Annotated in this window: 3 protein-coding genes; 2 read left to right on the plus strand and 1 reads right to left on the minus strand. The window is 55.2% G+C overall.

All coding sequences use genetic code 11. The features are described 5' to 3' along the window. Positions 1 to 389: 389 nt before the first annotated feature. Positions 390 to 1772 carry a replication initiation protein gene (locus AWB81_RS39205; RefSeq protein WP_062643604.1) on the minus strand — a complete coding sequence of 461 codons (1383 nt, stop codon included), beginning with the start codon at positions 1770 to 1772 and terminating at the stop codon, positions 390 to 392. A gap of 790 nt (positions 1773 to 2562) precedes the next feature. Here AWB81_RS39205 and AWB81_RS39210 point away from each other — a divergent pair. Beyond that, complete coding sequence (locus tag AWB81_RS39210) at positions 2563 to 3771, plus strand: ParA family protein (RefSeq protein ID WP_062643606.1); 1209 nt, start codon at positions 2563 to 2565, stop codon at positions 3769 to 3771. Further along, entirely contained in the window at positions 3768 to 4751 is a 984-nt protein-coding gene (locus AWB81_RS39215) for a ParB/RepB/Spo0J family partition protein (protein WP_062643614.1), read from the plus strand. The genes AWB81_RS39210 and AWB81_RS39215 overlap by 4 nt, the downstream gene beginning before the upstream one ends. Positions 4752 to 6833 lie beyond the last annotated feature (2082 nt).

Here is a 6833-nt window from a genome sequence, read left to right on the forward strand (position 1 = left end):
TTACCGAGAACTGGATCGGCGCTCACGAACGCCAAGATGAGACCGTGAGAAAGGCGCAAGAACTCGGCACTCTCGAGTACCGCGCAGACCCGCGAATTATCGGAGTTCTTCGCATGACCGAAGCAACGCTATCCGGATAGCGTTGGACGAGAACAAAGGCGGCAATTTTCCTCGTCTTCCTTGTCGCAAGGGCGCTGAGAGCATGTGCTAGAGAGGCTAGTTGAACGACCCTGTACCATGGTCGGTGCAAGCGCCTTGTACCGCATCAGGCGGGAGGTAGGCGCTACGCAAATTCTGTTGCGCAAGCTTGTAGGTATCGGCTTGCGGGTGCCGGCCGAACAACGCACGCGCAAGTCGCCGCTTTGAAGACGCGCGTCGAACGTTCTGTTTTATTGGACCCTGCTTTTACCAGACCGCGTCTTGTTGAATACATATCCCGAAAAAGAATCTCTTAGGTCCGGGTACTTCTCGATCATGGCTTCGACGAGTTCGGTCGATGGACCGATGCCCAGTCGGCGCAGTGTGAGTTTTCCGCCGGGGCTTGACTTGTACGTGCGCCTCCAATCTTCGCGTTGCCTTGGCGTCGCGGCGACATACACGTCCCAGCCACGACGAACTTCGTCGACGATCCGGTTCTGAGCATTGACATCCTGGGCAGCGATCTGCAACGCCATGCGTGTATCGGCCTGCACCCTTGCCTCGGCCTCCCGTTGGTCTGTGAAGGCCAATCCTTCTTGCACCTGCACCATCTGACGCTCGGCATCTGAGACGATCCAGCCTTCCTTCAAAGCTTTCATGAAAAAGCCCGCTGGGCTCTTTGACACCTTCCCCAATTTCAAACTAAAACGAGTACGCTCGATCGCCTGCTCCAGGCGTTCATCGGTGTAGGTATCTCTGTCGGAAGCGATCTGATTGAATTGCACGCTGGACAGGCCGATCTCCCGCTTTAAGGTCTGATAGAGCGCCTGTGCGTGTTCGTGCGTGTGAAGCAGGCGCTCGGCCATTTCCTTCCGCTCAACGCGAAACCGCATTCGCCCGATTTTGCGGGACCCAGGTTCGTTTCGTGTCTCATACGACAGCGAAAGATCGGACACGTCGTTAATCTGGTCCACGGCGGGTGCGAGCCAGTCTCGTTTAAAGTACTTGAACTCCAAAGCCTTTGCCCCCATCGATCCCTGCCAGTCCCGCAATTCTTCAAGCGTGAACCAGTCGGTTACTCCCTCGGTGGCGTAGGGAAGAAGGTGGTCGTACATTACGCGCGCGTAGCTAAGCGTAAAGAGAGAGGTTATGCGAAGGCTTAGCCAATGAGACTTTCCAGACCCGCGAATGATCCCAATGAGATCGGGCGGTACTCGGAATTGGAAACGCCCGCCCACGTACGAGATGCGCCCAATCAGTTGAACCGATCCGAACGGCTTGGATCCGTCAGCATCAGGTTCCGCAGTAGCCTGAATGAGTGCTCGCTGCGCCTCTGTGATCACCTGTTCCAAGTGTGTATTGTTCCGACTCGAATAGCGCATGAGCCACTTGAAATAATCCAGTTCCACATCGTAGAGGTCGTGAATTTTTTCTTCCTGCGCGACTATGAAATAGGCTGCGTCGATCAGGCGCCGAGCCGCCACGCCGAGGTCGACAATCCGAATTAACACGTTCTTACGCGAAAAACCGATGTCGGTTCGCGCACTCTCGACGGGCAGGCCCTCCGCGCTTGCATCGTCAAATAGCGCCAGGGCCAACTGCCTAGAGGTGGCTACCTGCCCTGCTCTCGTCATCCCGCCTCCTTAGCGCTGCGACTCGTTTTGCCCAGCGGGTACGGTACCTACCGCAAAGTGAGCTGTCAACACAGATCACCTCACCTTGCGACGGCTTTGACACAGAAAACCTCACCATAGATGGGTGTCCATCACACTATCCCTCACCTTTGTCGCCCAAACGCCTCACTTTCAGCGCCAAATTGCTTCACTCTGCAGTGGTAAACACGGCACCTTGGTTCTCAATGAACATCACCTTCATCACATAACACCTCACCTTCAGAAACTAAGTCTTTGATTTTTATAGATCCAAGGCTACCTGTTAGTGGTTAGTTGGTTCTTCTTTATTGATAACCTACAACCGTCAACATTATTGCCGGTCTCTGATTGGGTTCATGAGAACTGGGCGAATGGATGTTTTGCCGTTCTCAGCCGGAACTAAAACTTGCCGGCTGGTTCCGGGAGCCTTGATGGGACGACGAAAGGCGGCGCGGAATACATGCCTTTTCGTTTTCTATGGTGAGGTCTTTTGTGATGGGATGTCGGGCGTTTGCAGCGCGGACCGGCTTGCTCGGTGCAATCGACACCTGGAACGACTAGTAGGAGATTGACGGACTGTCGTCCAAGTACTTGATTCTGAGAGGATTTGTACCACATTTCGGTAGCTACAGCGATTTCCTACATTCCTGATAGCCATTCTTTGGTGGGACGAGTATTCTACGCTTCGACGTATAGTCATTCCAAAACCGTTGAAACAATGCGGAGTGTGGAGAAAGTCCCTCACCGTGAACACCAAAAAGGATGCGCGCGAATGAACCTAAGTGAACTCCCAGAGATTAACCGCCGGGTGAAGCTCTCTAACCTTGGAGAGTTCGCCGAACGCTTGTCGGTCATGACAAACGAGCTTCGCGATCAGATCCTCGCACCCAGGCCGAGAAAAAATGCCCCCGTCTTTACGATAGGAGAGCTGTCGGAGATGTGTGGGATCGACCGCCAGAAGATCAACTATTTGGCAACGAAAGAAGGTAGCGAACTGCCGCCTGGCGAAACGCATGGGACCGGGCGCGCACGAATTTTTTCTTTGAAGGATGCGCGTGCCTGGGTACAGCAGGTATCTGACATCTATCAAACGCCGCTCGTGACCGGCACGCGCGAGCATCGCGGGCGCGTCTTGATAACGGCCAACTTTAAGGGCGGGTCGTGCAAGACGACAACATCAATGTGCATTGGTCAGGGCTTAAGCCTGCGTGGCCGGAAGGTCCTGATGATCGACCTCGACCCGCAGGCATCGCTCTCGGAACTGTGTGGGTTGTATGCGGAGAAAGACGTGACATGGGAGGATACGGTCCTACCATTTATCTACGATCCTTCGCTCGAGGGAGGTCTGTCTTCAAAGGTTCAAAGTACCTATTGGGACGGCCTCGACGTCATTCCAGCCCACAACTATCTGCACGACGCGGAGTTTCATCTTCCGACCGCACAGAAGACGCAAGAGAACTTTGAGTTTTGGTCGGTGCTGCGCAAGGGCATCGACCCTTTGCGCACCCAATACGACTACATCATCCTCGACACCGCGCCGTCTCTCTCTTATATGACGCTCAACGGGCTGATGGCGGCCGATTCAATGGTCATGCCGCTCGTGCCGGAGAGTCTGGACTTCATTTCGTCGGTATCGTTCTGGTCGTTGTTTGCGGAAGTGGCAAACGGCTTTGTCGAGCACGAGGTTGATAAAACCTACGATTTCGTGTCGGTACTTCTCTCGCGGGTCGATTACGGGACTACTTCATCTGCGCCGGTCGTGCGCTCGTGGTCTCAACGCGCCTATGGCGACTGGCTGCACACAACGGAGATTCCTGCGAGTTCCGTAATGAGCAATGGCGCCTTGGCGTTCTCGACAGTTTTCGACTTGTCGCGCGCGGAGACGGTAGCGAAAACTTTAGCGCGCGTGAAACAACCGATGGTCGATTACTGTAAATGGATCGATGACCAGTACGTCGCCCAATGGAGGGCCGGACAATGAGCAGTCTCCGCGACCGCATGATGAGCAAGACGGCTGAGGTCCGAGCAGCAAAAGACATCCAGCTTGACCCACAACAGGAGAAGTCGGTAAGCCCGCGAACCGCGCCTGGGATGGCTGCGGCGTTAGCAACTGCGCAGCAGCGAATCGTTCAACTTGAGAAAGCTGGCTCCGCGTCGGAGGCGTTGGTCTCAGAGATCGTGCCGAATCCATGGCAGCCTCGACAAGTTTTTAACGAGGGGAAGCTCGCGCAACTTGCGGAGTCGATCCGCGAGGCGGGGCTTGTCCAGCCCATCGTAGTGCGCCGCGCTGGCGCGGGCTACCAAATTGTGGCGGGCGAGCGCCGCTGGCGTGCGCATAAGATTATCGGCAAAGAGACGATTAAGGCCTTGGTCGTCGATCTCTCAGACGAAGAGATGGCGATGCTCGCGCTCGTCGAAAACGTAGCTCGTGAGGATCTTTGCGATTACGAGATATCGCGGTCGATACGCCGGACTGAGAGGGAATTTCCGAATCGAAAGCGAATGGCGGAAGCTCTAGGAATTTCGAGATCGGAGCTCTACCGGTACTTGTCGTTTGCGGAGCTCCCCGAATTTGTCGTTAAAGACCTTGATGTGCAACCGAGGCTTTTGGGCGCCACGGCTGCGGAGAATATCGTTTCCGTTCTTCGCGGGCAGAACGAGAACGAAGACGCGCTGGAAATTGCAAAAGGGCTGTGGGCGCAAGTGGTGACCGGCGACATGGATCAGTTGAAACTGGGAAAAGCGATCAAACAGGCTTTGTCTGGTAGCAACAAGGCCGTAGCAGGCATTAGCGATCGCAATATTGACAAGATATTTGCGGGTGGGTCGCACGCCGGGTCCATAACAAGGGACTCAGTGGGGTTAACGGTCAAAATTAAAGCGGGAATGTTAACGCCGGATAAAGAGCAGCAGATTCGAGCCTTAGTTGCGCAGCTATTCTCTGACGCGGACGAGTGCTAGCAGAAGATTGTTCCGGGCCGGCTCGTATCGCTGGTCCGCTTATCGGGGCGCTGGTTTCCGAATGCCAGTGGGCTCTCGTGTCCCGATTGGGACACCGTAGACGACGCCTCGCACCCTTTTTTGTCTGTTGCCCGGAGTGTCCCGAGTTGGGACTCCGGATGCTCAGAGCTCATCGAGTCGCCCTAAGAACGGTGTCGAATGTCCTTCTGTCCGGCTTTACTAGTAGAACTCTTAACTTAAGATTTCTTACATATCTGTGACTTAAAGTCGCGGATCAGCCGGTGTAACACGTGAACATTAGCTCGGCTTTATCTTTTTTCCGAACACCTCAACCAACGCGGCTACCGAGATATGTGCCGCCGCCCTCAACCTCCCGTGCGCTCGCGCCACTCGCAAAAAGTTTGACTACTTCAGAATGAAACGGCGATCCCAATCCTTCGTGAGAACGCTGGTTTCAGAAGCCCGCGCCGGTTGGAGGCTCGTGTCGTGCGGGGACACCGTAGGCCGCCTCTCACACCCTTTTCTTTGGATTGCCCAAGGTGTCCCGAGTTGGGACACTTTCTCCTCAAATTTTATGACGTCGCCCAAGAGCGCCGCCAAACAATTCATCTGTCCGACTTCACCGGTACAACTCTTAAAAATAAGGTTCCCTCATATCTCTGCGGCTCAAAGTCGCGGAAGAGCCAGTGTAATGCGTGAGCGTTGGCTCACCTTCGTCCTCTTTTCCCTAACAACACAACAAGCGGGCTGTCGGGATATGTGACGCCGGCCTTCAGCCCTCCGTCCGCTCGCACCTCTCGTAGAGAGTTTGACCAGTTCAGAACGAAATGGCTGATCGAACATTCCTTGGTAGGCCCTCAACGAGGCTGTCAATTTCAAGAGATCCACGACAAAGCGGCGGCATGTCGCTACGCCGCTGATAAATGCTGTCCCGCGTATAAACCAGTCTTGAAGGCCCACGCTGCACAGTTCGTTCTCTGCTCGAAGCCGACTGACTGGAGCCTGCATACTCGGCGGACGTGCCGGTGGCTCGGCCCGAACTTCCGTTGCAGCAGAAGTGTCGGACATCTATAGTCCGTGAATCAAAAAAAAGAACATCCCGGCGCAACCGCTTCTAGCCGCAACTAACGACCATCGAGTCGCTCCTCCCGGACCGGCGCGCACATGGTGATGGCTTGAGCCTACGCCGACGCCGGTGACTAGACCGTGCGCTCGATTGCCGTCGCTCCGACACTAGATCCAGGACCGCTACGCCACGGGCGTCTGTGCACGAGAACGTACATGTTGACGATGGCAAAAAGCGAAGCAACCCCTTCTTCGCCACTGCCCCGATGGTGCGACCGGCCGCACAACCCTGACTATCGCTTGTCGGCATCGCGTCAGGCTTCGCAAGACAGTCTGTGCGGCCGACTACAGCGGAAGGCGACCGGCCGGTACCCGGCGTCCCATTCGCTGACACATGAAGCGGCTGATCAAGAAACAACATCGTCCGTGGAACATTGAGAATCCGTGTCGAGATTAGAATAAAGCTTAAAAATCAATAAGTTAGCGTATACATACGCAATTGTTTCACGGAAGATGAAATTTAAAAGGTCATAGAGGCGTCTACCGAAGGAAGAATCCCAATCCCGGTCGCCGACCAGCCGAATCCATGCAGAGTCTGTAGCGACCGACACGCGTTTCGTCACAATTGGTACGTTCGCCGTTCAGAAATGAATTGGCCTGTGATGTCCCAGGCGTCGTTACAACGAGGGGACCCTTTGCTAGAAAAAGCCATCCGAAGGGCAGAGTTCTGCTTCACGTGGCGTATGGCCGATGGAATAGAATTGGACGCCCGTCTCTGCAGACGGTTTGCAGAGCATAACCGGCGGACGGCCAGCTCGTGCTGCTGAGCAAGCGGCAGGGGCCGATGTCGCCGCGAAATCGCGTGCTAAAGCGCTGACTGCAAGCGCGAGCAGCGACGCGCGGTTGGCACTTTGGAAGGCTGTACCGGCTCGGATTGTCTGGACACGGGTTTGCAACTCAGGCGGCCTCTTTCATGGTGGCTGCGTGACGGGCTTCATGGGGTGACATAAAGCCCAG

Origin of the sequence: Caballeronia arationis (genome assembly GCF_001544975.2) — a bacterium.
Lineage (GTDB): Bacteria > Pseudomonadota > Gammaproteobacteria > Burkholderiales > Burkholderiaceae > Caballeronia > Caballeronia arationis.

Bases quoted from the DNA above. Each gene is read 5' to 3' on its own strand.
- AWB81_RS39205 (WP_062643604.1), bottom strand. From the start codon at position 1,772: ATGACGAGAGCAGGGCAGGTAGCCACCTCTAGGCAGTTGGCCCTGGCG.
- AWB81_RS39210 (WP_062643606.1), top strand. From the start codon at position 2,563: ATGAACCTAAGTGAACTCCCAGAGATTAACCGCCGGGTGAAGCTCTCT.
- AWB81_RS39215 (WP_062643614.1), top strand. From the start codon at position 3,768: ATGAGCAGTCTCCGCGACCGCATGATGAGCAAGACGGCTGAGGTCCGA.